23 protein-coding genes are annotated in these 26,607 nt (G+C 67.7%); 17 read left to right on the plus strand and 6 right to left on the minus strand.

Annotated elements, in window-relative coordinates; all coding sequences use genetic code 11:
* Nucleotides 1-189: 189 nt before the first annotated feature.
* Both C1A33_RS00070 and C1A33_RS00075 read left to right on the plus strand, forming a co-directional pair.
* Nucleotides 190-1,335 carry an amidohydrolase family protein gene (locus tag C1A33_RS00070; protein WP_243407030.1) on the plus strand — a complete coding sequence of 382 codons (1,146 nt, stop codon included), beginning with the start codon at nucleotides 190-192 and terminating at the stop codon, nucleotides 1,333-1,335.
* Between the two features lie 101 nt (nucleotides 1,336-1,436).
* Nucleotides 1,437-2,552 (plus strand): acyl-CoA dehydrogenase family protein, encoded by a 1,116-nt coding sequence (locus tag C1A33_RS00075; RefSeq protein WP_101829470.1) that lies wholly within the window; start codon nucleotides 1,437-1,439, stop codon nucleotides 2,550-2,552.
* 207 nt (nucleotides 2,553-2,759) lie between these two features.
* On the opposite strand, the gene C1A33_RS00080 is transcribed toward C1A33_RS00075, so the two are convergent.
* Genes C1A33_RS00080 through C1A33_RS00090 form a run of 3 tightly spaced genes read right to left on the minus strand, consistent with a single transcriptional unit; the run spans nucleotide 2,760 to nucleotide 5,253 of the window.
* Nucleotides 2,760-3,764 (minus strand): aldo/keto reductase, encoded by a 1,005-nt coding sequence (locus tag C1A33_RS00080; RefSeq protein ID WP_165818152.1) that lies wholly within the window; start codon nucleotides 3,762-3,764, stop codon nucleotides 2,760-2,762.
* Nucleotides 3,765-3,796: 32 nt separating this feature from the next.
* A complete protein-coding gene (locus tag C1A33_RS00085) occupies nucleotides 3,797-4,225 on the minus strand; it encodes a carboxymuconolactone decarboxylase family protein (protein WP_101829472.1) in 429 nt (142 codons plus the stop codon).
* Between the two features lie 41 nt (nucleotides 4,226-4,266).
* Nucleotides 4,267-5,253, minus strand: a complete 987-nt coding sequence (locus C1A33_RS00090; RefSeq protein WP_165818153.1) for a TIGR03621 family F420-dependent LLM class oxidoreductase — start codon at nucleotides 5,251-5,253, stop codon at nucleotides 4,267-4,269.
* A gap of 197 nt (nucleotides 5,254-5,450) precedes the next feature.
* On the opposite strand from C1A33_RS00090, the gene C1A33_RS00095 reads away from it, so the two are divergent.
* From C1A33_RS00095 to C1A33_RS00110, 4 genes are read left to right on the plus strand one after another with little or no spacing between them, the layout of a single operon-like run.
* Entirely contained in the window at nucleotides 5,451-6,263 is an 813-nt protein-coding gene (locus C1A33_RS00095; protein WP_101829474.1) for an enoyl-CoA hydratase/isomerase family protein, read from the plus strand.
* Between the two features lie 56 nt (nucleotides 6,264-6,319).
* On the plus strand, nucleotides 6,320-7,120 hold the full coding sequence (locus C1A33_RS00100; RefSeq protein WP_165818154.1) for an SDR family NAD(P)-dependent oxidoreductase: 801 nt from the start codon (nucleotides 6,320-6,322) through the stop codon (nucleotides 7,118-7,120).
* 31 nt (nucleotides 7,121-7,151) lie between these two features.
* Nucleotides 7,152-8,492: an acyclic terpene utilization AtuA family protein gene (locus C1A33_RS00105; protein WP_207770077.1), complete on the plus strand. Its 1,341-nt coding sequence runs from the start codon at nucleotides 7,152-7,154 to the stop codon at nucleotides 8,490-8,492.
* Between the two features lie 59 nt (nucleotides 8,493-8,551).
* Entirely contained in the window at nucleotides 8,552-9,643 is a 1,092-nt protein-coding gene (locus tag C1A33_RS00110; protein WP_101829476.1) for a Zn-dependent alcohol dehydrogenase, read from the plus strand.
* Nucleotides 9,644-10,015: 372 nt separating this feature from the next.
* Here the strand turns inward: C1A33_RS00110 and C1A33_RS00115 are convergent, their stop codons facing one another.
* Both C1A33_RS00115 and C1A33_RS00120 read right to left on the minus strand, forming a co-directional pair.
* The gene (locus C1A33_RS00115; RefSeq protein ID WP_101829477.1) at nucleotides 10,016-10,543 is read right to left on the minus strand and encodes a carboxymuconolactone decarboxylase family protein; all 528 of its coding nucleotides are present in this window, start codon (nucleotides 10,541-10,543) and stop codon (nucleotides 10,016-10,018) included.
* On the minus strand, nucleotides 10,540-11,418 hold the full coding sequence (locus C1A33_RS00120) for a sugar phosphate isomerase/epimerase family protein (protein WP_133150513.1): 879 nt from the start codon (nucleotides 11,416-11,418) through the stop codon (nucleotides 10,540-10,542). Before C1A33_RS00120 ends, C1A33_RS00115 begins: the two co-directional genes overlap by 4 nt.
* Nucleotides 11,419-11,945: 527 nt before the next feature.
* On the opposite strand from C1A33_RS00120, the gene C1A33_RS00125 reads away from it, so the two are divergent.
* The 5 genes from C1A33_RS00125 to C1A33_RS00145 all read left to right on the plus strand — a co-directional run bounded on the left by C1A33_RS00125 (nucleotide 11,946) and on the right by C1A33_RS00145 (nucleotide 16,624).
* Complete coding sequence (locus C1A33_RS00125; RefSeq protein WP_207770078.1) at nucleotides 11,946-12,647, plus strand: GntR family transcriptional regulator; 702 nt, start codon at nucleotides 11,946-11,948, stop codon at nucleotides 12,645-12,647.
* A 95-nt stretch (nucleotides 12,648-12,742) separates the two neighbouring features.
* The gene (locus tag C1A33_RS00130; protein ID WP_133150514.1) at nucleotides 12,743-13,255 is read left to right on the plus strand and encodes a cupin domain-containing protein; all 513 of its coding nucleotides are present in this window, start codon (nucleotides 12,743-12,745) and stop codon (nucleotides 13,253-13,255) included.
* A gap of 129 nt (nucleotides 13,256-13,384) precedes the next feature.
* Nucleotides 13,385-14,971 carry an AMP-binding protein gene (locus C1A33_RS00135; protein WP_101829481.1) on the plus strand — a complete coding sequence of 529 codons (1,587 nt, stop codon included), beginning with the start codon at nucleotides 13,385-13,387 and terminating at the stop codon, nucleotides 14,969-14,971.
* A 20-nt stretch (nucleotides 14,972-14,991) separates the two neighbouring features.
* On the plus strand, nucleotides 14,992-15,468 hold the full coding sequence (locus C1A33_RS00140; protein WP_101829482.1) for a VOC family protein: 477 nt from the start codon (nucleotides 14,992-14,994) through the stop codon (nucleotides 15,466-15,468).
* Nucleotides 15,469-15,838: 370 nt separating this feature from the next.
* On the plus strand, nucleotides 15,839-16,624 hold the full coding sequence (locus tag C1A33_RS00145) for an SDR family NAD(P)-dependent oxidoreductase (RefSeq protein ID WP_101829483.1): 786 nt from the start codon (nucleotides 15,839-15,841) through the stop codon (nucleotides 16,622-16,624).
* A gap of 525 nt (nucleotides 16,625-17,149) precedes the next feature.
* Here the strand turns inward: C1A33_RS00145 and C1A33_RS00150 are convergent.
* On the minus strand, nucleotides 17,150-18,337 hold the full coding sequence (locus tag C1A33_RS00150) for an ABC transporter substrate-binding protein (protein WP_165818156.1): 1,188 nt from the start codon (nucleotides 18,335-18,337) through the stop codon (nucleotides 17,150-17,152).
* 374 nt (nucleotides 18,338-18,711) lie between these two features.
* Here C1A33_RS00150 and C1A33_RS00155 point away from each other — a divergent pair, with 374 nt between their 5' ends.
* From C1A33_RS00155 to C1A33_RS00185, 6 genes are read left to right on the plus strand one after another with little or no spacing between them, the layout of a single operon-like run.
* The gene (locus tag C1A33_RS00155) at nucleotides 18,712-21,450 is read left to right on the plus strand and encodes a branched-chain amino acid ABC transporter permease/ATP-binding protein (RefSeq protein WP_101829485.1); all 2,739 of its coding nucleotides are present in this window, start codon (nucleotides 18,712-18,714) and stop codon (nucleotides 21,448-21,450) included.
* The gene (locus tag C1A33_RS00160) at nucleotides 21,447-22,235 is read left to right on the plus strand and encodes an ABC transporter ATP-binding protein (RefSeq protein WP_101829486.1); all 789 of its coding nucleotides are present in this window, start codon (nucleotides 21,447-21,449) and stop codon (nucleotides 22,233-22,235) included. The genes C1A33_RS00155 and C1A33_RS00160 overlap by 4 nt, the downstream gene beginning before the upstream one ends.
* A 25-nt stretch (nucleotides 22,236-22,260) precedes the next feature.
* Complete coding sequence (locus C1A33_RS33965; RefSeq protein WP_165818157.1) at nucleotides 22,261-23,604, plus strand: acyl-CoA dehydrogenase family protein; 1,344 nt, start codon at nucleotides 22,261-22,263, stop codon at nucleotides 23,602-23,604.
* Complete coding sequence (locus tag C1A33_RS00175; RefSeq protein WP_101829487.1) at nucleotides 23,601-25,055, plus strand: aldehyde dehydrogenase family protein; 1,455 nt, start codon at nucleotides 23,601-23,603, stop codon at nucleotides 25,053-25,055. Before C1A33_RS33965 ends, C1A33_RS00175 begins: the two co-directional genes overlap by 4 nt.
* 4 nt (nucleotides 25,056-25,059) lie before the next feature.
* On the plus strand, nucleotides 25,060-25,377 hold the full coding sequence (locus tag C1A33_RS00180; protein ID WP_101829488.1) for an AtuA-related protein: 318 nt from the start codon (nucleotides 25,060-25,062) through the stop codon (nucleotides 25,375-25,377).
* Nucleotides 25,378-25,427: 50 nt separating this feature from the next.
* Nucleotides 25,428-26,564, plus strand: coding sequence for an amidohydrolase family protein (locus C1A33_RS00185; RefSeq protein ID WP_207770079.1), 1,137 nt, complete (start codon nucleotides 25,428-25,430; stop codon nucleotides 26,562-26,564).
* Nucleotides 26,565-26,607 lie beyond the last annotated feature (43 nt).

Raw genomic sequence — 26,607 nt, forward strand, 5'->3', positions numbered from 1 at the left:
GGTGACTCCTCCTTTCGGGAAACGGCCGCCGGCAGCCCCCTCGGGTCTCTCCGGCTCGGCGTGGCTCGGCGCACGCGGTGCGACAGGCCAGCTCGACATGTATCCTGCGTCCAGGATGACGATAGTACGGGTGGCGGATGGATGCAGCCACATGTATCCTGCATCCAGGTTGACGAGAGGATGCTAGCCATGCCCGAGCCGCACCGTTCCTACAAGATCCTTTCGGTCGACGATCATCTGTGCGAGCCTCCGGACATGTTCGAGGGCCGGCTGCCCGCGGCGCTCGCCGATCGGGCGCCGCGCGTCATCGAGCAGGAGGATGGCTCCCAGGTCTGGACCTACGAGGGGAAGATCTTCCCGAACATCGCGGTGAACGCGGTGGTCGGACTCCCGAAGGACCAGTGGGGATACGAGCCGGTTCGCTTCGACGCGATCCGCAAGGGCGCCTGGGACATCCACGCGCGCATCACGGACATGGACGCGGCGGGCATCGCCGGGTCGTTGTGCTTCCCGTCCCAGGTCGCCGGGTTCGGGGGCGTCACCTTCGCCGACAGCAAGGACCAGGAGCTGGGGCTCGCCTGCACGCGGGCGTGGAATGACTGGCACCACGAGGTGTGGGCGGGAACGTATCCGGGGCGGATGGTTCCTCTCCAGCTCCCCTGGCTTCCGGACCCGGTTCTGGCCGCCGAGGAGATCCGCCGTAATGCCGAGCGCGGGTTCCGCGCAGTGACCTTCCCCGAGTACCCGACGAACGTCGGTCGGCCGAGCTTTCACACGGCACACTGGGATCCCTTCTTCGCGGCCTGCGAGGAGACCGAGACCGTTGTGTGCATCCACACCGGGTCTGGCCGCTGGGCGCCACGGCCGAACTCGGACGGTCCGCGGACGATCCGGGTGTCCCTGTTCCCGGTCAACGCCATGGTCGCGGCGGCGGACCTGCTCTTCTCGGAGATCCCGCTTCGATTCCCGAACCTGAAGATCGCGCTCGCCGAGGGCGGCATCGGCTGGGTGGCGATGTACCGCGACCGGCTCGAGTACATGGAGGACCGGGCCGGATCCTTCGGCAACACCTGGTCCTCGACGGAGATCTCGCCCGCCGAGGTGTTCCAGCGCAACTTCTACTTCTGCAGCCTCGACGACCCGTCCACGATCGACACGCGGTACCGGATCGGCGTCGACAAGATCATGATCGAGGTCGACTACCCCCACGCCGACTCGACCTGGCCGGAGTCGCAGGAGATCGTCCACAAGTCGCTCGGTGGGCTTCCCAACGACGAGATCGAGCTGATCACGCACGGTAATGCCGAGCGTCTGTTCCGCTTCCCGCTGGCCTGACGGCGGCGCCCGTCCGCCCGTTGCCAGACATTTGATGTCTGGCGGGGCGCACGGGTCTCGACGTCCACGCCCTTCGAGAGACCACGGACCTCGGTACTGACATGATTCTCGAGCTGAGTGAAGACCAAGAAGAACTCCAGCGCACGGTGCGACGATTTCTGCGCGAAAAGTCACCTGAGGGCAAGGTCCGGGCCGACATGGCGAGCGACCTCGGCTTCGACCGTGATCTCTGGCGCCTCATGGCGCAGCAGCTCGGCCTGCAGGGGTTGACGATTCCCGAGCGATTCGGCGGATCGGGCGCCGGCTTCGTCGAGTCGTTCATCGTGTTGGAGGAGATGGGGCGGTCGCTGTTCTGCTCGCCGTACTTCTCTACGGTGGCGCTCGCCGCGAGCACCGTCATGCGGGCCGGCGACGAAAGGGTCGCCGCGCGACTGCTTCCGGCAATCGCGTCCGGCGCAGCGACGGCGACCGTGGCCGTTGCGGGGCCCGACGGCGTCTGGGACCTGCCCGCACCGTCCATCGAGGCGCGGCTGGTCGGCGAGGGATGGGTTCTCAGCGGGACAGAGCCGTTCGTACTGGACGGAGCCACCGCGGATCACATCCTCGTCCGAGGCTCGACCTCGGACGGCACACGGCTGTTCGAGGTGGCTGGCGACGCGGTTGGTCTCACCAAAACGCCGCTCATCACGCTGGACCAGACGCGACGCATCGCCGGGCTCGACTTCGACAGCGTAGCCGCCCACGTGATCGAGTCGAGGGACAGCGCCCAAGAGGTCCTCAGATGGGTTATGGATCGAGCGATCGTCGCCCAGGCCGCCGAGCAGGTCGGAGCCGCCTCGGCGTGCCTGGAGTCGACGGTCGACTACGCGAAGGAGAGACATCAGTTCGGGCGCCCGATCGGCTCGTTCCAGGCGATCAAGCACAAGTGCGCCGAGATGCTCATCGCGCTCGAGTCGGCGCGCTCGACCGCTCACTACGCGTGCCTGCTCCTAGCGACGGAGGACGATCAGTCGGGACTGGCGGCGAGCCTTGCCAAGGCATGCTGTTCCGATGCTTTCCTGAAGATCGCGGCCGAGCACATCCAGGTGCATGGTGGCATCGGGTTCACCTGGGAGCACTCGGCCCATCTGTACTTCAAGAGGGCGAAGTCCGCGCAGCAGCTGTTCGGCGCTCCGGGGTTTCACCGTGACCGCGTCGCCGAGCTGATCGGGATCTAGGCGCTCCAGGCGCGCTGTCCCGCATGAAGATGATGGCGGTTCGTGCTCAGGCTGAACCGCGAAACCGTGACCGCCCGAACGCTCAACGGGCTTGGGCTCTCACCCGGGCGGGCGGGGACCGGCGCGCGTCGACGGGTCGCGGTGGCCACTCGATCTCGACGAGTGGCCACCGCACCCGTGGCGGCCCGGCCACGAACTCGTGGCCGGCTACCTTCCTACGTTCTGCGCCCCCGCGACTGCCTCGGCAACCGCGCGTGCCAACTGGGCGGCCTGGTCCGCGGCGAGGGGACGGTCGATCGCCGCGATGCCCTCGGACAGCTGCCGGGGCGATGACGCTCCGAACAGCATGGCAGTGACGCCGGGCTGGGCGAGTACCCAGGCGATGCTGAGGTCGGTCGCCGACCGGTCGTCGCGCGCGGCCGAGTCGGCGACCACGGCCGCTCCGGCGATGGCGCTAACGGTCAGGTAGCGCGCCCGTATGCCCTCGCGTGACCCGAGCCGCGTCTGCGGTGGGGGAGCCGTGCCGTCGAGGTACCGTCCGCCCAGCAGGCCCCCGGCGAGTCCGCGGAACGCGAGCACACCCACGTCGCCGGCGAGGCAGGCGGGCAGGATCTCACGCTCGGCTTCACGGTCGAGGAGGTTGTACGGGACCTGTTGGGCTTGGAACCGCGCCAGCTTGGCGGTGTCGGACAGCCACAGGCCCCTGTACAGCTGCCAGGCCGCCCAGCCGGAACATCCGATATAGCGAACCTTTCCGGCGCTCACCATGTCGTCGAGCGTGCGGAGGACCTCCTCGACTCCGGAATGGGGGTCGAAGCGGTGTAACTGGTAGAGGTCGATGTAGTCGGTGCCCAGACGGCGCAGGCTGGACTCCAGCGCGGACACGAGGTGCTTGCGCGACAGCCCCTGGTCGCTGGGCGCTATGCCTGCCTGCCAGCGAGCGCCGTGGTCGAGGCGGTCGCCACCGACGGTCTTGCGCAGGTCGGCCTCGGTGTCGCCGACCCGCGACCCCACCTTGCTGCAAAGGATCACCTGGTCGCGCCGGTGCCGCAGCGCGGCACCGAGGATCTCCTCGCTGCGCCCGCCGGCGTAGACATCAGCGGTGTCGAACGTGTTGATCCCGTGATCGAGCGCCGCGGCGACCAGGGAGCATGCGTCCTGGTCGCCGACGGTGTCGCCGAAGTTGGCCGCGCCGAGCACGAGTTCGGACACCAGTAGCCCGGTCGTTCCGAGCGGCCGGTACCTCACGTGGCGGGCGCGGTGTCGGGATCGACGGGTTCGTGCGCGAGTGTGCCCCGCTCACGCATGTCGTCGACAGCGTCCACCAGGGTGATCAGTGCTTCGACCCCGGTGGGGTTGCCACAGTAGAAGGCCGTCTGAAGGAACACCTCCGCGATTTCTTCAGGCTTGATCCCGCCGCGGAGCAGGCCGCGGATTCGGGTCTCGAGCTCGTGGGGACGGTTGATGGCGGACATGATGCCGAGGTTGACGAGTGCCATGGTCTTGCCGTCCAGGACTCGACGCGACCAGACAGCCTGGCTGGTCGACGTCATGATGTCCGCGTGTGGAGTGCTGAGCGGTGACCGGCGCCGCGCCTTGAAACGCTTCACCGACTCCTCGTCACCCATGACCCACCGCATGAGTTCGTCCTCGTCGAACGATGCTTCGCTCATAGTCTTCCTCCTCCGTAGGTGTTCATGATCAAGGCGCCGGGTTATCGGTCGGCCAGCCGGTCGACGACGGGGGCAAACGACTTCATCACCCGGTCACGGATGGTGATATACGAGAAGCCGTAGCGGGATCTTCGTTCGAGCAACGTCTCACAGATGTCATCGACCGACCCGATGAGTGCATGTGGATGGTCGACGATCTCTTTCCCGGGAAGGCCGAAGAACGCCTCGAACTGCCCGGCGGCCTGCTCGACGTGGTCGCTGACCGCGGTCGCCGCGATTCCCACTTCCAGCATCGGCGGCGCCGTTCGGGCCGTTGCGGCGGCGGCCTCGTGCACCCAGCGGACGCGCTCGTCGGTGAGCGCCGCCGTCGAGGACCGTGGTCCGTTGGGATCGAGGCGTCCGGCGGCGTTGTTGAGGTTGAAGGCCACGATGTCGGCCGCGCGGCCGGCAAGGGTGAGCACCTTCCGTCCGCCGCCGCCGATCGCGATCGGTGGGCCCGTCGCGGCGACCGGTTTGGGCAGTGCCTCGAAGCCGCTCGCGCGCACGCCGTGGCCGTCGACGTCGACCTCACCAGGCCCGAAGGCCGCCCGCAGCAGCTCGACGACGGTGCCGAGCCTTTTGATCCTGGTGCCGGCGGTGTCGAACGGGACGCCCATCGCGTCGTACTCCGACTGGATCCAGCCGGCACCCAGCCCGATCTCGAGCCGTCCGCCGCTGAGTTGATCGATGGTCGCCAGTTCCTTCGCCAGGACCACCGGGTTGTGGTAGTCGATGCACAGCACGCGGAAGCCGACCCGGATCGTCGACGTGCGTGCGGCCGCGAAGGTGGCTGAGGGAATGGCGGCAAGAGGCTGCGCGGGATGGTTGGCCGCGGCCATGGCCCGACCGGGGCCAAGGTAATGATCGGTGAATAACACCGAGTAGTAGCCCAGATCCTCCGCCTCGCGGGCGGTGTCGACCAGTTCGGCGGGTGTGGCCGACGATCCGGCGCGCACCCCGAACCGGAACGGTTGAGGATCATGCGACACAGGCAGCTCCGTAGCGTTGATCGCGATTTACCAGGCGGTCGGATGGGTCGCCGTCCACCCTCGGCGCGAGATGCCCGTCGACGGCGCCCAGGCTGGCGCGACCGCCCCGGCCCTTCCGCAGCCTAGCTCGTTGTGCTAGACCTTGCATCCAGGATGCCTGCGAGTGGGATGCTCAGGGCCGGTGCGGAGGGGCGGGCATGGACGAGGCTGTCGAGACCGTCGTCACGTCGAGTCGTGGCGCGGTCGGTATCATCGAACTCAATGATCCAGCGCGGCTGAACCCAACGGACGCCCGGACGACGCTCGCCGAGGTGAACGAGGCGCTGCTCTCCTTCGGGCGCGACCGGGTGACGCGGGCCGTCGTGATTTCTGGTCGGGGCCGGGCGTTCTCGGCAGGAGCCAACCTCGGCGAGAAGCGCCCGGCGAGGTACCCGCAGGATGATCAGGACACCGAGGCGATGCGCCTCGCCTATGGATACGCCTACGGACAGGTCTGGGAGACACTGCACAACTTCCGTAAACCGCTCATCGGCGCCGTGAACGGCTACTGCCTGGGCGGCGGGTGGGAGCTCGCGCAGTCCTGCGACCTGTTGGTCGCCGGCGAGTCCGCCATATTCGGGAGCTTCGAGATGCGGGTCGGCCAGGCTCCCTTCGCGGGCGGCGCCGTCTACCTGACACGGACGGTCGGCAAGCATCGGGCGATGGACATGATCCTGAACTCCCGCCGGATACCGGCGAGCGAGGCGCTGACGCTCGGACTGGTGAACGAGATCGTGCCTGACGCCAAGTCGCTTGACCGGGCGGTCGAGATTGGTCAGGAGCTCGCGGCCAAGCCCCCGGTCGCGGTGGCGTTCGCTCGCCATCTTGTACGCAAAGCACTCGCGGTGTCCGAGTTCTACGATCTCGAGCGGTCGTACGGGTATTACCTCCAGACGATGGAGGACAGCGCTCTCGCTCGCGAGGCGGCCGCTCATCGGACCCAGGAACCTCCGCCCTACAGCGGTCGCTAGCGGACCGCGGTGTCAGGTTCCACTCCCGGATGTATCCGACAACAAGGGACGTTCTCATGCAGACGTTTCGTTCCGACGCGCTGGCCGACCGGCGCGCGTTAATTACCGGTGGAAGCCGTGGCATCGGTGAGGCGATCGCGGTTCTCCTCGCCTCGATGGGCACGACGGTCGTCCTCGCCGCGGACGACGAGCCTGGGTTGGAGAAGGCCGGGGCGACGATCGAGGGTGCCGGCGGGCAGGCCGAGCTGCACGTGGTCGACCTGCTCGACCCGACGGCGGTCGCGGATCTGGCCACTGCGGCCGGCGACGTGGACATCCTCATCAACAACGCGGCGCCCGGCCAGGGGCGGCTCCCGTTCCTCGAAACGCCGGACGAGGCGTGGGATCTTCAGCTCGGCCTGATCCTGCGCACGTCGGTGCAACTGATCCGCGCGCTCGGGCCGGGAATGGCCACACGTGGCCGGGGCTCGATCGTGAACATCTCCTCGAGCTCGGTGGTCGACGCGGCGCCGTATGTCGCTCCCTACGCTGCCGCAAAGGCCGGGTTGGAAGTGGTGACCAGGATCGCGGCGCTCGAACTAGGCCCGCGCGGTGTACGGACGAACGCGGTGCGCCCGTCCTTCACACCAACCCAGCGGGTCGCACACCTCGTTGCCGACCCCGAGTTTCTCGCGCATCAGTCACGGAAGGTGCCGCTCGGACGTCTCGCTGCCGTCGAGGACATCGCGAACGCGGTCGCATGGCTCTGTTCGGATGCTGCCTCCTTCGTCAACGGGCAGGTCATCACGGTTGACGGTGGTGGTTCGGCGGGCACCTGGCGACCCCCGGTGCAGTCAGACAGTCCCGTGGGTCACTGAAAGCTATCTTGTGTCGAATCGAGGAGGATCTGTGGCAGCCGAGTCGATCAGTATTGGCTGTGGTTCGGCCGACGCGGCGGAGCGTATCGACTGGCCCGTCGAGCTGGCCAATTCAGGGCTTGTCTCGTACATGGGCTTCGACGCGCTCGCCGAGCGTACTCTCGCGTTCGCTCACGCTCGGAAGATGGCCGATCCCAAGCTGGGTTACAACGAGCACCTTCCCCGGACCATTCCTGGGTTCGCGCCGTTCGTCTCCCGAGGCGGCAAGATCGTCACCAACCAGGGCGGGGCCAACCCGGGCTCGGCCGGCGAACTGATCGTCAATGAGCTTCGGCGGCTCGGCTACAGCGGGATCAAGGTCGGGATCGTGCACGGCGACGACTGTCTGGAGACGGTGCTCGCCCAGGACATCCAGCTCCCCGAGATCGGGTCGTCGGTGCGGGAGCTGGGGGACCGGCTCGTCGGGGCGTACGCCTACATCGGCGCGGAGCCGGTCGTCGAGTGCCTGGAGCAGGGTGCCGACTGGGTGATCGGCGGCAGGCTGGCCGACCCGTCCTGCTACGTCGGCCCGATCTGCCACGAACTGGGCTGGAGCCTGGACGACTGGCAGCGGGTCGGGGTCGCGACGGCGGCGGGACACCTGCTGGAGTGCGGTCAGCACGTGACGGGCGGCAACTTCAACGACCCAGGCAAGCGCATGTTCACCGGGATGGAGCGCCTGGGCTTCCCGTACGCGACGGTCGACCAGGATCTGAACATCGTCGTGTCCAAGCTGCCCGGGACGGGCGGTGGCGTCACCAAGGACACGGTGATCGCCCAGCTGAGCTACGAGGTTCACGACCCCGCGCGGTATCTGACACCGGACGTCACGGCCGACTTCCAGAACGCCGAGGTCGAGGATCTGGGCGACGACCGTGTGCGCGTGACGGGTATCACCGGAACTCGGCGCCCCGACATGCTCAAGGTGCTGGTCGGCGTCGATTGGGGCTACCGCGTCATCGGCTACACCAACCTGGGTGGCCCGAACTGCCTTGCCCGGGCGCGGATGGTGGAGGAGGTCCTCCGCAAGCGGTTCGAGCAGTACGGCGACGCGATTCACGCGACCCACTTCGGCTACGTCGGCTACAACGCCCTCTATGGGGATGCCCTGACCACCGCCGAGCCGGCGGAGGTCCAGGTGCGGGCCTCGCTGCTGGTGCGGGACAAGGAAGTCGCCGACGCGGTGGCGGAGGAGGTCGGCAAGCAGGCGGTGTGGATCACAGTTGGGCAGGGCGGCACCGGGCTCATCCAGAACTCCCGCCACATCGCGCCCACGCCCATCTACCTGCCGCGTGATCAGTTCAAGCTCACCGCCGAGATCGTGACGGTGTGAGTCCGCGCTGATTGCCTGACGACCCAGCAACCCGGAACAGCGAGAACCGAGGATCAGCCATGAAAGCCGCAGTCCTTAACAAGATCGGCGCGCGATTCGAGATCGAGGACATCACCGTCGACGAGCCCCGTGGCGCCGAGGTGCTCGTCGACGTCAAGGGCAGCGCGCTGTGCCACAGCGATCTGTCGGTGTCGCAGAACGACTACGGCCACCCCATGCCGGCCGTCCTGGGCCACGAGGTGGCGGGCGTCGTCGCCGCCGTGGGGCCCCTGGTCGGCGGGCTGCGCCCCGGCGACAAGGTGGTCGGCTGCCTGACCGGCTTCTGCGGTCAATGCGAGGAGTGCGTCTCCGGCCAGATCTGGATGTGCGCGCGGCCGGGGGCCGCCGCGCGCGGTGACGACCTGCCGCCGCGACTCTCGCGTGCCGGCACGCCGGTGACGCAGGTCTCCGGGCTCGCCGCCTTCGCCGAGCAGATGCTGGTGCACGAGTCCAACCTGGTGAAGGTCCACGACGACGTTCCCCTGGTCCAGGCGGCGCTGCTCGGCTGCGGGGTCATCACCGGGGCCGGGGCCGCGATCAACACCGCGAAGATCCGGTTCGGTGACACAGTCGCCGTCATCGGGTGCGGCGGTGTCGGGCTCAGCACGATCCAGGGCGCCGCCCTGTGCGGCGCGGCGCAGATCATCGCCATCGACACGGCGGAGTCGAAACTGGAGCTCAGCCGGCGGTTCGGCGCCACTGACACCGTGCTCGCCTCGAAGGACGACGCCGTGAACGCGGTGCTCGACCTGACCGGCGGCAAGGGCGTGCAGCACTCCTTCGAGGTCGTCGGGTCGCCGGGGACCGCGAAGCAGGCGCTGTCGATGCTCCGCCGCGGCGGAGTCGCCTACATGATCGGCATGCAGCGCCCAGGAACGGAGCTGGTGATCGACCCGTTCGCCGACCTCGTTCTGCGGCAACGCTCCGTTCACGGCGTCTACATGGGCTCCACGAACTTCAAGAAAGACATTCCGCACTACGCGCAGTTGTATGTCCAGGGCCGGTTCAACCTCGACGACCTGGTGTCCCAGACGATCGGCCTGGAGGACATCAACGACGCATACGACGACCTGCAGGCCGGCCGGGTGATCCGGTCCGTGATCGCGTTCTGAGGCTCCCGGCGGCGGGCTCGCCGCGAGGAACATCTGACGCGTCTTCGGGCATCCGCCCGGCGGTCACGAAGATCCGCTGTCTCCGGTGGCGACACGCCCAGGCCATGTGTGACAAGGGCTGCCAGCACACCGGAAACGGCGGATCCGTCATGTATGAGCCCGAAGTGTCGGACCGGGTCGTCTGTGCGACCGGGTCGTCTGTGCCGAGCCGCTCGGCCCGTGCTGGCTGATGCCAGTGCCTTCTCCGGCACGCCAGTTCACGCGGGCCAACTTCTGCCGGCAGAAAGCAACACCGGCGGAAGCCGGGGCCTGGCTTCCGCCGGGTAACAACGTCACATCGTTGCTGAACGGATCGAGACAGCGCACGCGAGACTATCCCTCGGGCGCGAGATCCAGCGTCTTCGTCGTCGAGGCGACCATCTGGTAGAAGGCGATCGTCAGGACGAGCTCGATGGTCTGCTCGGGACCGAACAGGTCTGTGACCAGGGAGAGCGTGTCGCCACCGACGTGCTGGCCGAGCATCGCCTCGGTCAGGCCGAGCACGGCGCGCTGTTGTGCGTTGAATACCTCGGACGTGGACCAGGCCGGCACCGCCTCGATCTCGGCCGCGGATACGCCGGCTTCCCGAGCCATACGCACATGCGCGCCGATGCAATACGGTGCCTCGAGCCTATGCCCGACGAGAAGAATAGCGATCTCGCGTAGCGCTCGCGGGGACGTCGACTCGAAGCGCAGCGCCCACGCGACGTCCAGCCAGGCCGACAGCAACGTCGGCGAGTTGCCAAGCACCCGATACAACATCGGAAGCCGACCGCCATACAGCGAGAAGGCCCCCTCTCGGAAGCGGGAAGTGACCTTGGGGAAGAGCTCCGCCGGATCGACCGGCTCGATCCGCGTCATCCGGACGTCTCCAGCTCCCGCACGCGGTCGACCAGGGCGCGGGTCGCCGTGTAGCTCGCTCGTGCGGCCTCGTCGGCGTCGAGCTCCCGGAGGGGGTCGGACAACAACTCCACACCGACGGTGGCGTTGGTGCCGGTGGCGTCAAGCGCCCTGAGGAGATCCTCGAGCTGCAGGCCGCCCGCGCCGGGCAGCAGACGGGCGGTGCGCGTCTCGATGAGCAGGTCGTCAGGCGCGCTGCCCGGCGCGTCGGACATCTGAAGCGTCACAATGCGGTCGCCGGAGACTCGCGCGACGTCCTCGAGACGCGATCCGCCGCGGAAGAAGTGGTAGGCATCGACGACCAGCCCGCCGTTGTCCCGCCCAGCGCGAACCACGATCTCGGTCGCGACGTCCAAGGTGGCCACGGCCTTGAACGGCATGAACTCGAACGCGGCGAGGAGCCCCGCCTCCGCCACAAGATCACAAATCTCGGCGAAACCTGCCGCCGCCTCGTCGTTGTCGATCGGCGTAGCGGGCGGCCGGTCGATAAGCACGTTGATGTGCCGGGCGTTCAGCTGGCGCGCGGCGTCCACCATTCGTCGAGCGACGGCGCGTTCCTCGGTGGTCGGCGTCGGGCTGATCGCCAGTGTCTCGACCTCGGCGACCGAGACACCTGCGTCGGCGGCGACGCGCGCCATATCCGAGAGCGTGCGACCCTCAGCAGTGCACGCATCGAGATCAAACATGGTCATTCCGATGCCGGCGTATCCTGCGCGAGCGGCCGCGTGCACCCGGGCGTCAAAAGAATGCCGCGCCGGCTGGCCGTTTGGTGCGCCGGAGAGCGTGTAGTAGCACGCGAGTAAGTCGCCTCTACCAAGGCTGCGAGGGTCGGGCACCGCGGATCACCTCGTTCGTCGGCCCGCCTGCCGCGGGCGATGACCCGATTTTACCAACACGCGGATGCAGGATCCAGGACGGTGCGGGCTGTGGTCGCCGTCGATGACCTGGTCCGCATGCTTCGGCGAGTGAGGGCGGTGACGACCGACGGGACCGGTGAGCAGCGTCCGGCGTCGGCCTTCTGGTCGGGTACGGTCTTGCTCACGCCCGACGGGGCAGTCCTGCCTGTGCCCCTTGTGCGCGGCCCGCTACCGAGGCCGCGGCCGCGCGAGACCGGCCAACATCGGCGGCGGCCGGCTCGTGAGTCGCCCAGCGCCGGAGTCCGGCACCCGAGTGCACGAGGGGCTAGCGGGGTGCTCCAGGCGCCGCGCGTGGCGGGACCGCGCCATCGGGGCGGACGGCGCTTGTCGGATGTGCCGCCGCGGCCGCCGGCCAGGCATATGTGGTCGCCGTCGCATCGCGATCTCCGCGATTGCGGGACCCGAAGGTAACCTGCATCCCGCATTCGTGCTGTACTATGTCGTCCATGGTCGAGCCAGGGGTGGCGTTCCCGACGTTCGAGCGCACGCGTCTCGTGGACGACGTGACAGCTCGACTGCGATCGATGATCATCGATGGCACCTTGGAGCCAGGGACGACGCTGCTGCAGATCGAGCTGGCGGAAAAGCTTGGCGTCAGTCGCACCCCGCTTCGTGAAGCCTTTCGGATTCTTGAGTACGAGGGCTTCGTGCGGGTGACGAACGGGAACAAGACGCTGGAGGTCGTCGAGCTCACCAACGACGACATCGTCGAGCTGTACCAGTTCCGTGAAGTGATTGACGGGCTCGCGGCTCGACTGGCTGCCAAGCGAGGTATCTCGGACGCTGACTACGAGATGCTGAGCGGGCGCATCGACGAGATGCATTCCTACGATCCAAGCGCGCCACGCGATGGGGCGGCGCGGGCGGCGGCGCATGCGGCGTTCCATGTGAGGATCGTGGAGCTGTCCAGGAACCGGCTGGTGATCAACCAGGCTCCGATGGTCCGGCTGACCTCGCAGATGCTGGCGCGACGCATCGCTGAACTCGGAACCGAGGAGCCGGCGGTGACCGCCAACCTGCTCTCCGAGGGCGAAGTCGATCACCGTGCGGTACTGGAGGCCATTCGCCGTGGCGGGGCCTCCGACGCCGAGACGATCGCTCGTCGACACATCCGTCGCACGATGCGGTCCGAGCTCGTGCGGCGTTGACCAGTACCTCTTCCCTTCGCGGGTAGAATCCTGGATACTGGACTTGCGGCGGCCGGCAACGGCGCCATCAGTCGGTTGGCGCGAGAAGGGCCGCCGTGGGCCGCAAGGAGGTTCAAATGACCCTCGACAGTGCTGACGTTCCCAAGGTCGCATACTTTCAGTTGGATGTCGACGAGGGATGGAAGCAGTCCAAGCCGAATATCGAATCGCCAGACGGCAACGTGCCGGAAGTGGTGCGCGAGACCGCTGACGTCCTCGAATACTTCCGGGGCGGTCTGTTTACCAGGCGTGAACAGGTCGGCTCGTTGCACATGCTCGAGATGAAGCTGGCGCCGAACTTCGTCATTCCGCGCCATCATCACAACATGGACCAGCTTGTGTTGGTCCTCGAGGGGCGTGCCAGGCAGGGTCGCCGCTGGTTCGAACCGGGCGAAGGGTATTTCACCAAGGCCATGGTCCCGTACTCGACGGCGGCTGGGCCGGAGGGCTGTCGACTGGTGGAGATCCGCAAGGACCGGATCGAGGACCTCAAGATCTGGTGGGATGACGACAACCCGTCCCACTGGGCTCGCTCTCTCTGGGATACGAAGCTCGGCACTCCGACCTGACCAATTGGCTGCATCCAGGATCCGCGGTAGGCTGACGGCCTCGATCGGTTGACCGACGGATTCCGTGTGCCCTCGCAAGATCTGGTAACGGTCGTCGGTGGCCGCTCACCAGCTGAGAGGTAGCGCATTATGTCCAAGGGCGGTTCTGCTGGCTCGAACGACCTGTCCGCGTGGCAGCGGGGCAGCTGTGACCCGGACCGCCGTGCGGTGATCGACAAGAATGACGTCGAGTACACGTACGGCTGGCTTCAGGCCCGCGTCAATCGCTGGTCAAACGCTCTCCAGGCCTCCGGCGTCAAGCCCGACGACCGGGTAGCCCTTGTCGCGCAGAACGGCACCGAGTATCTCGTCGTGGTGTTGGCCGCGATGCAGATCGGGGCGCGGCTCGTCCCGGTCAACTTCCACCTGACCGCCGCCGAGATCGAGTACGTGCTCGAGGACTCCGATTCGGCGGTCGTGGTCGTCGATGCGGACCTGCCGGACGCCGTCGCCGCGGCGACGGCCGTCGCCACCGCGAAGGTGTCGCGGCGGGCGCCGGTTCGAGTCGCGCTGGGCGAGGTCGAGGGTTTCCTCGCCGCGGACGAGTTCATCGCGGGGCTCAGCGACGCGCCGCCGGCGCATCGTGAGCCGGGACAGCGCATGTACTACACCTCTGGGACAACAGGACGTCCCAAAGGTGTCGTCAAGCCCCGGAACCAGGGCGACCCCGACGAACTCGCCGTGCGTTCCAGCAAAGCCCTGTTCGAATCGTCCGGCCGTGAGCTCGCCGAAGACGGCGTCACGTTGGTGTCGGGTCCCCTCTACCACGCAGCCCCGCTGGGAGCGGCGGTTGGCGCCCTGCACCTCGGTCAAACGGTGGTGCTCATGGGCAAGTGGGACCCGCGAGAATTCCTCGGCGTCGTTCAGCGGCATCGCGTGACCTCCGCGACGATGGTGCCGACGATGTTCGAGCGGTTGTTGAAGCTGCCGGCTTCGATCCGTGACACGTATGATCTGTCCTCGTTGCGGGTGATCACCCATGCGGGCGCACCCTGCGCGATACAGACCAAGCGCTCGATGATCGAGTGGCTCGGACCGATCCTGAACGAGTTCTACGCGGCGTCCGAGGGCGGCGGGACTCGCGTCACCTCGCAGGAATGGCTCGAGCGCCCAGGTACCGTCGGTCGGCCGTCACCCAACGCGGCGATCAAGATCGTCGACGAGTACGACCATGAGGTCTCGCCCGGCACCATCGGACGCGTCTTCATGAAGCTCAGGGAACCGTTCACGTATCACAACGACCCGGGCAAGACCGCCAGTGCCGTCATCGGTGACATGTTCACCACGGGGGACCTCGGATACGTCGACGAGGAAGGTTACCTCTTCCTGCGCGATCGATCGACGGACGTCATCATCTCCGGGGGTGTCAACATCTATCCGGCTGAGATCGAAGCGGTCCTCCTGCAACATCCGGCCGTCGCCGACGTCGCGGTGATCGGTGTTCCGAACTCCGAGTGGGGCGAGGAGGTCAAGGCCGTCGTGCAGCTGGCCGAGGGCCTGGAGCCGTCGCCAGCGCTCGCCGTGGAGATTCGCGAGTTCTGCCAGGAGAGGCTCGCCAAGTTCAAGGTGCCCCGCAGCGTGGAATTCGAGGCGTCGCTGCCGCGATCCGACAACGGGAAGCTTTATAAGCGTCGGATACGTGACCGGTACTGGCAGGCTGACGGGCGCAAGATCTGACGATCCGACGATCGAACGAGATGGGTGCCACGATGGAGGAACCTCTTACTACAGGCATCTCGCACGTCGCGATCGGTGTCACCGACATGGAGGCGTCGCTGCGGTTCTATCGCGATGTGCTCGGGATGACGCTGACCGTCGACCGCACCGAAGCGAACGGAGGTGAGCGCCCGAAGAACAGGCGGGCCTGCTACCTTCGCTGGGACGACCGGCCGGGCGCCACCTACGTCGTGCTCGACCAACGGATCGAGCCGGCGCCGCAGGGACAGGCCGCCGAGCTGTTCGACGTCGGCGTGCATCACCTGTCGTTCCGCACCCCTGACCTGCCGGCGCTGGTTGAGGCCGTCAAGACCGCCGGGTTCGACGTGTGGTTCTCGGGCTCGATCCATGACGGGCCGGCCAACGCCGAGCCCGCGGAAGGCCACGAGGTCATGACAGCCATGGTCCTCGATCCCGACCGCAACGTCATTCAGTTCGATCAGTGGCTGACGGCGTAGTCGCTCGTCGATCGGCGGGGAGCCGCGCCGGGCACCGGTAACGGCGACAGCGCTGGCTCGGCCCGTCTCCGTAGTCGTCCCGCCGGGTCCGGGCTCGGGCCGCGGCCACAGGCTCTGTCCGCTCCTGCAGACTGGTCGCCAGGCTCGCGGCAGGTCGGCCGTTGCCCGATTTCCGGACGAACGAGTAGGCCGTCCGGGCCCGCGGCGTCCGCCGGGCGCTACCGGCGCGGCCCAGCTCTCGGACACAGAAGCGTCAGGTGCCGCGGCACTCGGCCCTGGCGCCACCGGGGCCGTCGACGACGGCACCGCGATCGCCCGGCCGACCACGACGTCAGGTATCCGTCGCTGCTCGGCTCAGGAAGGGATAGCCATGGAGAAGGATCTCGAGGGCAAGACGGCGTTGGTGACAGGTTCGGGTCGAAATCTTGGCCGTGCGATCTTACTGGAGTTCGCGGCGCGTGGAGCGAATGTCGTCGTCAACGCCAACTCCAATCGCGAGGAGGCCGAGACGACGGCGAAGCTCGCCCGTGAACTCGGTGCGAAGGCAATCGTGCAGTTGGGCGACATCTCGCGGCAGGAGTCCATCGACGCGCTCAAGGATGCCGCTGAAGCTGAGTTCGGGTCAGTCGATATCTACGTGAGCAACGCCGCGCTACGCCCGTTCCAGTCATTCTTCGACACTACTGTCGAGGACTGGCTGCGAATCCTCGACATTCAGCTCAACGCCTCGTTCAGGCTGGCCAAGACGTTCACGCCGAAAATGATGGAGAAGCGGTGGGGCCGCATCATCCACATTACGGGGCCGGACGCCTTCATCGGCGTCGCCAACCGTCCGCACAACGTCGCGGCGAAGGCGGGCCTGCGCGCGCTGACCAAATGCCTCGCGATCGAGCTCGGCCCGTACGGAATCACGGTCAACGATCTCGCGCCCGGTGCAATGGACACGGAGCACAACGAGCGGTCGCACCCACACGTCACCACCAGGGACGCGCCTGATGAGGGGGGCCGGCGTGCGTCGATTCCCCGGATCCCCGTCGGCCGTCTGGGCAGGCCCGAGGACGCGGCGTACGCCTGCGGCTTCCTCGCCTCGCCCCGTGCGAGCTTCTATACCGGAACGGTGATGACCTGCTTCGGCGGGCAGTGGAACATCGCCTGACGCGGCCCGGGTGCTGTGCCTGGCTGGCGCGGAAAGAGCACTGGATCGCGGCCGACAGCTGAATTTCTTTGAATTTTCGAGGTGGCCCGGCCGCATGGCCGGGCCACTTTTTCTGCTCTCCGCCGGAGAGCCCATCGGTCGGTCGATAGACCGAGCTGCGGCGGGGCGCGGGTCCGGTGAGGCGAACGAACGGTTGCCGAAGGCCCCGGATGCGGTCCTCGACGGCGCCGGCGGTGGGTCGCTCCGCTCGCGGCGCTGGCCGGGGTGGCGGCGTCAGGGCCGGGCGAGGACCTGCTGGCCGCCGGGCGCGCCGCCTGAACGGCTTCGGCGTGGCCGCCTGGACGCCCGGGCCCAGCTCGTGCGCCGCGCACGGGCGGGCGAGCGTTCTGGTGAAAGACGAAATCCTCCGAGCCCAGTGCCGCGAGCGGCACATCCGGCTCAGAGGATTTCGCGTTGCTCGTGTCGTCGGTCAGCCGGTCAGCGCGGCGCGGACGCCGGTGATGGCGCTGGCCTACCGCGGAAAGATCAGGCCGTTCCGCGGACCGCCTGCAGGGCACTGAGGACGTTCACAGGCTTGGGGAAGGCAATAAAGTGCTTGCCGTCGAAGTGCGACACCACGACGTTCGGGTTGAACAGCCGCGGCAGGCCCTTGACCGGCTGCGGCTTCGAGAAGTCGATCGGCTCCGGGTAACCGGTCACCTTCACCGAGGTCGACTTGCTGAGGGCCGCGGTGATCGAGGCGGCGTCCACCTTGTCCAGGCCCTTCGCGGCCTGCGCGATGACCTCGACGCCGTCGTAGGCGTTCAGCGACCAGGACGAGACGGCGGCGGACGCGTTGAACGCGTGCAGCGCCTCGACGAAGGGCTTCAGCTCGTTGGACGTGGCCGGGTAGGCCGTGTCGCCCTTCACGATGTTCTTGCCCGCAGGGCCGACCTTCGCGGCCACTTCGTCGTCGATGCCGGCCAGGCCGATCGGCATGTCAGGGGCCGCGGCGTAGGCGGCCTTGATGAAGCTCAGCTCCACCGCCGGCGGGATCGTCGTGACGACGCACTCGGCGCCGGACTTCACCAGGGCCGCCACCTGTGGCGAGACATCAGCCGCGGTCGGAGGAATCGTGGCCGTGTAGACGACCTCACCACCGAGGTGCTTGAACGCGTTCTCCACGCTCTTACCGGTGTCAATCGAGGCGGCGGCCACGCTGGCGATCGAGCCCAGCTTCTTGCACCCCTGCTCGTACAGCTTGATCGTGACACCCGTGAAGTTGCCCGTGCTACCCGCGCCGAACGGGAACGCGAGCGAGCTCTTCCACTCGGTGTCGGTCGCCGGAATGAGCCCGACGAACGGGATCTTCGCGGCCGCAAGAACCGGAAGGATCTTGTTGCCGTAGGACGTGTACCCGGTGACGACGCCAGCTAACTTCTCGCTGACCGCCTTCTGGGCACATGCGGACGCGGTGTTCGGGTCGAACTGGTCGTTGCACGACGAGATCTCGATCTGGTGACCGTCGACCCCACCGGCGGCGTTGATCTTAGCGGCCGCCGCCTCCGCGCCGTCGACGGCCTCGGGGAAGCCGAACGCCGCGGACTGGAGCGTGCTGATGACCATGATCTTGATGGGCGACTTGGAGTCGCCCGAGCTGTCCGACGAGCCGCCCGACGAACACGCGGCGACCGCGGTGACCGCGGCGACCGCCGTGGCGGTGAAGATCGGCAAGCGTCGCCACCGCGGCGTTCGAACTGGACCACTGTCCCTGGCACTGCGTGTCATATTCCTGGCCACGAGGCCCTCCCGCTCGATGTCCGGTGCTGGGTTGTGAAGGCGCAATCCGCTGACGGCGCCAGAGACCGGCGGTGGAGCGCCTGCCGGGTTGGCGAACGGTAGCAGCGACGGCAGCCTGAGTCCAGGATTCGGGATGGAGTAGTGGCGCTCAGGCTGCTGCTGCGAGGCCCGGAGTAGATCCTTGACCGCGGATCGGGCCGCTACTACAGTCACCGAAAGCCTGTGTCCAGGATGCAAAATTGCCCCCGTGTCCACCGCGGCAGCGGGAGCCGACCACGACTCCGACAGTCCCGGGGGCATCTATCGCAATGCGTACCTTCATCGAATTCGCGGTTCTTGGCCTGGGCCTCGGGGCGCTGTACGCCCTGGTAGCGCTCGGCATCGTCATCGTGCACCGGGTGAGCGGAGTGATCAACTTCGCCATGGGTGCCATCGGCATGGTCGGCGTCTACACGTTCTGGGAGCTTCACGACCGCCACGGCTGGAGCTTCGCGGCGGCCATCGTGCCGAGCTTGTTAGTCAGTGCGTTAGTCGGTTTCCTGATCCAGGCGATCCTCCTCAGGCGCCTACAGAACGCGTCGCCACTGGTCCGCCTGCTCGCGACGATCGCCGTACTGGTCAGCCTTCAGTCCGCGCTCGAGCTCCGGTATCCGTCGCAGGCCGAGGCCATGCAGTCCTCGGTGCCGACCGGCACGCTGCACCTGTGGGGGCTGCGGATCGGCGAGGACCGCGTGATCATCTTTGGTATCGTGCTGGCCCTGATCTTCGGCCTGACCGCGGTGTACCGATGGACGAAGTTCGGGATCGCCACCACGGCCGTGGCCGACGACGTCATGGTCAGCGAGTCGCTCGGTCGTTCCGCGAACATGGTGGCGGCCTGGAACTGGGGCATCGCGTCCGCCCTGTCGGCGCTGGCGGGCATCCTGCTTGCCCCGATCACCGGACTGTCGGTCACGCAGCTGACCAACCTGCTCATCCCGGCGCTGGCGGCGGCGGTCATCGGCTCGATGGTGTCCTTCCCGATCACGCTGGCCGCCGCGATCCTCATCGGCATCCTCGAGTCGGAGATGAGCTGGTACGTCACGGCCCCGGGATGGTCCGCCGCGGCGCCGTTCCTGGTGATCATTCTCGTGCTCGCGCTACGCGGCAAGACCATTCCGGGCCGCTCCCACGAGCGGTCGCGGCTGCCCGCGGTCGGGCACGGCAACGTGTCCTGGGGCGGGCTGGTCGCCGCGCTCGGCGGCTCGATGCTGCTGCTGGCGCTCCTCCCGCTGGACTGGGTCAACGGCATGGGCGTGACCGTCGCGGTCGGCATCGTGCTGTTGTCGTTCATCGTGGTCACCGGCTACGCGGGCCAGCTCTCGCTGGCCCAGTTCGCGCTCGCCGGCCTCGGTGCGTTCGTCGCCGGGCGCCTGGTCGCCACACAGAACATGCCGTTCCTACTCGCGCTGCTGTGCGGCATTCTGGTCGCCATCCCGATCGGCATCGTCGTGGGCCTGCCCGCGGTAAGAACCCGGGGCTCGCAACTCGCCGTCGCGACCCTGGGCCTCAGCGCCGCCATCGAGGCTCTGGTCTTCAACAACAGAGACTGGACCGGTGGCGGGGACGGCACGTCGATCGGCGATCCGCACATCTTCGGGCTCGACATCAACGCGATCCTCTACCCCCGGACGTACGTCGTCGTCACGATCGCGATTTTCACTCTGGTCGCTCTCGCGGTGGCCAACCTCCGCCGTGGCCGAATCGGGCGGCAGCTCCTGGCTACCCGCGCGAACGAGCGCGCCGCGATGTCACTCGGCGTCAACATCGTGGCCACCAAGCTGTACGCCTTCGTCGTGGGCTCGGTGATCGCCGCCATCGGGGGTGTGATGCTGGCCTTCCGTAGCCCGAGCATCGTGTACTCCGACTACATCGCCTTCGGTTCCATCTCCCTCGTGGCGGAAGCAGTCGTCGGCGGCATCGGCTTTGTCATCGGCCCATTGTTCGGCGCGACCCTTCAGCCAGCGAGCCTCGGCACCAACATCGGTGTCCTCGCCTTCGGCGATGGATTCCAGAAGTACCTGCCGCTGATCAGCGGTATCATCCTCATCCGAGTGCTGATCCGGTCGCCCGGTGGAATGGTGACGCATGCCGGTGAGGGCGTCCGGTTTATCGGCCGCCAAGTGAAGAAGGTTCTGCCGCAACGACAGCACATGAGCCCGAGCCAGAAGGTGCTCGCGCGCTCGTCGGCGGCCACGCACCCGCCGACGGCCGGCGCCGAGCTGGAAGTACGCGATGTGGCGATCACCTTCGGCTCCGTCAGGGCGCTCGACAACGTGAGCCTGAAGATCACGGCGGGCAGGGTGCTCGGCCTGATCGGCCCGAACGGTGCCGGCAAGACAACGCTGATCGACGCGGTCTCGGGCTTCATCGCCCCGACCGCGGGCTCGGTCAGCATCGACGGCGCGCCCCTCACGCGCATGTCACCACGGCGCCGGTCGCGCCTTGGGGTCGCCCGTTCCTTCCAGGCGCTCGAACTGTTCGAGGACCTGACGGTCCTCGAGAACCTCCTCATCGCGACCGAACGGCCGGCGTTCGGCCGCTACGTCAGCGACCTGTTCATGCCGGGCGTCGCGCGTCTGCCCAGCGTCGCCCGTGAAGCGATCGAGGAGTTCGACCTGGCGGCGGACCTTGACCGGCTTCCTTCGGAACTTCCCTACGGAAGGCGCCGGCTGGTCGCCATCGCGCGCGCGATCGCGGCCGAGCCCTCGTTCCTGCTGCTCGACGAGCCCGCGGCCGGGCTCAGCGACCGGGAGCGTGTCGAACTCGTCGAGCTGATCCGCAGGCTCGCCGCGCGCGACATCGGCGTCCTGCTGGTCGAGCACGACGTGGACCTCGTCATGCGTGCCTGCGACGAGATCGTGGTGCTCGACTTCGGGCGCGTGATCGCTCACGGCTCGCCGGCCGACATACGGCGGGACCCGGCGGTGATCGAGGCATATCTGGGTGCCGCGGAGGCGGACCCGGCGGTGGCGGAAGTCGACTCGAAGGCGACGGTGTCCTCATGATCGGTACGTTGACCGTCAAGCGGAAGCCGGCGCCGGTGGTACCCCCGGACGCCGCGGACACGGCCCTCCACGCGCAGGACCTGTGCGCGGGGTACGGGGCGGTCCCGGTGCTGCACGACGTGTCCCTCTCGGTCCGCGCCGGCGAGGTCGTCGCGGTCCTGGGCCCGAACGGCGCCGGCAAGTCCACGCTGCTCAAGACGCTCGCCGGCGCGATGCCGCTCAGCAGCGGACAGGTCTGGCTCGCGGGGCGCCCGGCGGCTCCCAGCCTCGCGGCCCGGTCACGGGGCGGCTTGGCCTTCGTCCCGGAGGGGCGGTCGGTGTTCTCGTCGCTGTCGACGCACGACAACCTCCGGCTCGGCCGGGGGAGCGTCGAGCGCGCGCTCGAGGTGGTCCCGGCGCTGAAGCCGCTGCTGTCACGCCCCGCCGGCTTGTTGTCCGGCGGCGAGCAGCAGTACCTCTCGCTCGCGCGGGCCGTCGCCGGCGGCCCCGCCGTCCTGCTCGCCGACGAGCTCTCGCTGGGTCTGGCTCCGCTCATCGTGACGTCGCTACTGCAAGCGGTACGAACCGCCGCGGACAAGGGCGCCGCCGTGCTCATCGTCGAGCAGCACGTCCGCCAGGCGATCAAGGTGGCCGACCGTGTGTACGTCCTGTCCCGTGGACGGGTGGTCCTCGAAGGAGCCACGGCGGACATCGGCGACCGTCTTGAGGAGATCGAGTCCGCCTACCTGTCCACCACCGGGGAGGACGCCTCGGGCGACCACGAGCAAGGCTCGGTTCCCGCATAGCGGACGGTCGTCCTCTCGGAGGTGGGTGCGCGATGAGGCAGTGCTGGATCCAGGATTCTGGTATGGTGATGACGTGTCAGCCGCAGCCGAGCAAGTAAACGCAGTAGTGGAGCCGCAGGCGCAGGCGAGCGACGAGACTCTGGAGCAGTTCGAGGCCCGGGTGCGCTCGTTCCTGGAACGTCACGCGACGCGGCGTGCCATCTCCCCGGACTCGGACGGTGTCGTGATGGGCGGCGTCCACGAGTCCGGGCCCGAGCTCGTCCGCGCGGTCAAGGAGTTCCAGGCCGCGCTGTTCGACGCCCGTCTGGCGGGGCTGACCTGGCCCACCCGGTATGGCGGCCAGGGCCTTGGGGCGCGCCACCAGCAGATCTTCAGCGCGGTCGCGGCCGAGTTCGAGGTGACCTCCCGAGTGGTCGGGATCGGGCTCGGAATGTGTGGGCCGACGATCCTCGCCCACGGCACCGAATGGCAACGCACTCGCTATATCCCGCCGATGCTGCGAGGCGAGGAGATCTGGTGTCAGCTGTTTTCCGAACCCGCCGCCGGCTCTGACATCGCGGCAGTGCGGACCCGCGTCGAACGGTGCGAGGACGGCTGGATCGTCAACGGCCAGAAGGTGTGGTCGTCGGTCGCGCACCATGCGCAGTTCGGACTCATGCTGGCTCGCACGAACTTCGACGTGCCCAAGCATCAGGGCCTGTCGATGTTCATCGTTCCGATGGATGCACCGGGCGTCGAGGTGCGGCCACTGCGGCAGATGGATGGCGGTACGAACTTCAACGAGGTCTTCCTGACCGACGTCCCGCTGCCGCCGACGGCCCTCGTCGGCGCGGAGAACGAAGGATGGACGGTCGCGCGAACCACCTTGTCCAACGAGCGGGTGGCGGTCTCCGGAGGGCGACAGGGCAATTCGAGCGTGGTCGCGCCCTTGCTGAGCCTGGTCAAGCTTCTCGGTCCGGTCGAGGACCCCTGCCTTCGCCATGAGCTGGTCGATCTGTACACCCTTGACCTGGTGCTACAGCAGTTGCAGGCAAGAGTGCGCGCCGCGCGCGAGCGTGGCGTCGCGCCGGGGTCCGAGGGCTCGGTCGCGAAGCTGGTGAACACACAGCTGCAGAAACGGGTGGCTGTGGCGCGGATGGACCTGCTGGGTAACCGGTCGATCGCGTATCGACCCGACGACAGCCTTGGCCGGACCGTCGCGGGTGCTTACCTGGCCTCTCCGTCGACGAGCATCGCCGGGGGGACAGACGAGATCCAGCGCACGATCGTGGCCGAACGGATCCTGGGACTGCCGCGCGAGCCCGCGGCCGACAGGGGCATTCCGTTTCGGGACATTCCCGTCGGACGAGTGATGGCAGGCGGCGCGTGATCGAGCGAGATTCAGCATTCATCGGCGGGGAGTGGCACGAGGCCGACGGCGCGGACGTCGAGGTCGTCGACTCGACCACCGAGCTGCCCTTCGGACGGGTGCGCCTGTCCACGGCCAAGCAGGCGGACGAGGCCGTGCAGGCCGCGGCACAGGCTCTGCCGTCGTGGGCGGCGTTGGGTGTCGACCGGCGCGCCGGGTATCTCGAAGCGATCTCGCACCAGCTCGCTCTGCGATCGGACGAACTTCGCGAGATCATCACACGGGAGGTCGGCACTCCGTCCGGGCTGTGCCGCACCCTGCAGGTGGGCCTGCCGATCCGCCTGTTCCGGCTCGCCGCCGACACCGCACGCGCATTCCACCACGAGCAGCGCTTCGATCGGACCGTAGTGCGCTTCGAGCCGGCCGGCGTGGTCGCGTGCATCACGCCCTGGAACTTCCCGCTCAACCAGATCGCCAAGAAGGTGGCGTACGCGATGGCCGCCGGATGCACGGTGGTCGTCAAGCCGAGCGAGATCGCCCCGCTGGACGCCTATGTGCTGGCCGAGGCGACGCGGGAGGCGGGCCTGCCCTCCGGTGTCTTCAACCTGGTGTCCGGAACCGGACCGGAGATCGGCGAGACTCTGACGACGCATCCCGACGTGGCGGTCGTGAGCCTGACCGGGTCCACCCGCGCCGGAGTACGTGTCGCCGAGCTGGCGGCCCGAGGCATGAAGAAGACCGTCCTGGAACTGGGCGGAAAGGGCGCGTCGGTCATCCTCGCCGACGCCACCCCGCAGGTCGTGTCCGCCGCCGTCGAGCATGCGCTGGAGCGGTACCTGCACAACTCGGGGCAGGCGTGCGGGGCGGTCACCAGGCTCATCGTTCCGCGGACGCGCCGGGCGGACGTCGAGCGCGAGCTGCTGGAGGGTCTGTCGAGGTTTCCGGTCGGAGACCCGTTCGACCCGGCGACCGAGGTCGGCCCGCTGGTGTCCGCGACCCAGCGCGACCGGGTGCGAAGCTACATCGAGCTCGGCATCTCCAGTGGGCTCAACCTGCTCGTCGGCGGTAGCGAACCGCCCGCCGGCCACGAGACCGGGTACTACGTCACGCCGACGATCTTCTCTTCGGTCGACCCCACGTCGCGGCTCGCCCAGGAGGAGATCTTCGGCCCGGTCCTCGTCGTGATGGAGGCCGACGACGACGATCACGCCGTCGAGCTGGCCAACGACACCCAGTACGGCCTGAACGGTGCGGTCTGGGGTGCCGATCATGATCGTTGCGTCGAGCTCGCTCGACGTGTCCAGGTCGGATCCATCACCGTGAACGGCGCGGGCGGCGGCGCGGGCGCCCCGTCCGGCGGCCTGAAGATGTCCGGACTGGGCCGTGAGTACGGCGAGTTCGGGTATCGGGAATTTCTGGAGCCTCGCTCGTACCACGGAGCGTTGACTGAACCGGCGATCAGCGAAGGATGAAAAGATGTCGACGAGGGTCTACGACATCGCCATGGCTCGTTCTGGCGACAAGACGGACACCAGCAACGTCGCGGTCTGGCCCTACGATGCCGATGACTGGGAGTATCTCCGGACACATCTGACCATCGACCGGATCAAGAAGCGCTTTGGGCCTCTCGTGCAGGGTGAGATCACCCGGTACGAGTACCCGAATATCCACGTGGTCAACTTCGTGATGACCCGCGCGCTGCGCGGCGGCGTCGGTCTCGGGCTCACCCTGGACCCCCACGGCAAGGCATATCAGACACTTGTACTGGACATCGACCTGGACGACGAGATCTGACATACCCGAATTCCGGGCGCTCGGGCGTTGTCACGAGGAGGAGCGTTCCTGTGTTGCGAGATGACTTCAAACTGATCTCGGTCGATGACCACGTCGTCGAGCCACCCGGGGTCTGGGTTGACCGGCTTCCTGCCGCGTACCGCGAGGCGGGTCCGACAATCGTCGACCAGCCGGGCCACACGCAGGCCTGGCGATACGAGGACAACCTCTACAGCATCAACCTGCTGGGCAGCCCGGCGACCCGGATCTTCCGCACCGACGGAACCGGTGAGGATCTCTACGCGCGCCACTACGACGACATGGTGCCCGGTGCGTACGACGTCCACGCGCGACTGCGTGCGATGGACGAGGACGGTGTGTGGGCGCAGCTCGTCTTTCCCACCTTCCCCCGCTTCGCCGGCACGCGGTTCCTCAACCACAAGGACCCGGTCCTGGCCTCCCTGTGCATCCAGGCCTACAACGACTGGATGATCGATGAGTGGTGCGCCGCCGCGCCGGATCGGTTCATCCCGATGATCTGCATCCAGTTGTGGGACCCGGTGGCGGCGGCCGCGGAGATGCGCAGGTGCGCGGCCAAGGGCGCTCGCGCGGTGACCATGATCGAGACACCCTCCCCGCTCGGCCTGCCGTCCTTCTGGACGGACTACTGGAACCCCGTGTTCGAGGCGGCGGCCGAGACCGGACTGGTGTTGTGCATGCACGTCGGCACGTCCGGCAAACTGACGACCCCGTCGCCGGAGAGCGAGGCGCACTCCGACGCCGTCCCCATCTCGCTGTGCGGGCTGAACTCGATGGCCTCGCTCGCTGACCTCACCTTCTCCGGCCTGCTGCATCGGTACCCGCAGGTGCGCATCGCGCTGTCCGAGGGCGGGTCGGGCTGGGTGCCCTACCTGCTCGAGCGCATGGACTACACCTGGGCCAGGACGCGCGTCGGAGTGGATCGCAGCATCTCCCCGAGCGACCTGTTCCGCCGCCACTTCTGGACCTGCTTCATCAGCGACCGCACCGCGATCGAGAACCGGCATGCGATCGGCCTCGACAAGCTGATGTGGGAGTCCGACTACCCGCACAACGACTCGGAGTGGCCGAACAGCCGCAAGTTCCTCGCGGAGGCCGTGACCGACATACCGGATGACGATGTGCACCGCATCGTCGAGCTGAACGCCCGCGACCTGTTCCGGTTCTGACCGGGCGGCTGGGAACGACGCAGGCACTCACGTGGAGGACGAC

The organism is Frankia canadensis (assembly GCF_900197875.1).
Taxonomy (GTDB): domain Bacteria; phylum Actinomycetota; class Actinomycetes; order Frankiales; family Frankiaceae; genus Frankia; species Frankia canadensis.